The organism is Corynebacterium nasicanis (assembly GCF_042658165.1).
Classification (GTDB): Bacteria; Actinomycetota; Actinomycetes; order Mycobacteriales; family Mycobacteriaceae; genus Corynebacterium; species Corynebacterium nasicanis.
Map to the genome: position 1 here is coordinate 27,298 of NZ_JBHSQE010000006.1, position 1,173 is coordinate 28,470.

Annotated in this window: 1 protein-coding gene; it reads left to right on the top strand. The window is 61.5% G+C overall.

Annotated elements, in window-relative coordinates:
• Positions 1-1,173, top strand: a 1,173-nt coding sequence (locus tag ACFPUZ_RS08345; protein WP_377001465.1) for a Rib/alpha-like domain-containing protein, incomplete at both ends; no start/stop codon positions are given.

The following is a 1,173-nucleotide window of genomic DNA, read 5'->3' on the forward strand; positions in this document are numbered from 1 at the left end:
ACGTCGGATGATCCGGCGGCGACGGTGACGGTGACTGGTCTTCCGGAGGGTCTGTCGTTTGATGAGGCCACTGGTGAGATCACGGGTACCCCGACTGTTCCGGGAACCTTCGAGGTGACGGTGACGGTGACGGATGAGGCGGGTAACGCTTCGACGGAGACGTTCACGATCACTGTGGAGGCGGCTGATACGACTTCTATCGCCGACACCCTGAACCCGGCGTACCCGACGGGTACCACCGTTCAGCAGGCTCCGGAGACCCCGGTTACTGTTGTTCCGACTGAGAACGGCAATCCCCTTCCTGCTGACCAGGTGGAAGGCTTCACCCAGATGGCCGGCTGGCCGGCAGGCGCCGGTTGGGCTTCACTCGATATCGCCACCGGTGCGATCACCCTGAACCCGACCCTCGCGGTTGCTCCCGGAACCTATGAGTTCCCGGTCCAGGTGCGGTACACCGACGGTTCCACGGATCTCCTCGTGCTGACTGTCGACGTCACTGCGGCTCCTGAGGTTGACTCCGACGCTGACCTTAATCAGCCGGTTTACGGCGAGAACACCACGGTTGAACAGGGCGGGACGATCACTGTTCCGGCCCCGACGAATGCCGATGGATCTGCACTTCCCGTGAGTGAGGATGGTCTTACCGAGACGACCTTCGGCGCAACTGCAGATACTCCGACGTGGGTCACTGTCAACACCGATGGCTCTCTGGTCGTCAATCCGCCGACAACGGTTCCCGCTGGCGAGTACGAGATCCCGGTTCTCGTCACCTACCCGGATGGGTCTACTGAGACCATCACGGCTCCGGTGACCGTTACTGAGCTCGGCGACACCACTGCCCCGGACATCACTCCGATCGCTGACGTCACTGTCACCGTGAACGAGCCCATCGCTGCGATCAAGGTCTCGACGAATGATCCTGATCTGTTGGTGACGGTGTCCGATCTCCCTGAGGGGCTTTCCTTCAACGAGACCACCGGCGAGATCACGGGCACCCCGACTGCTCCGGGAACCTACGAAGTGACCGTCACGGCGACCGATGATGCAGGTAACACCGACACGGAGACCTTCACCATTACGGTTCTTCCGGCTGACACGACCGCTCCGAGCATCAACCCGGGCACGGTGGTTGATCAGGTGCCCAATGATGGCACTGGCAAGGTTCTGGATGAC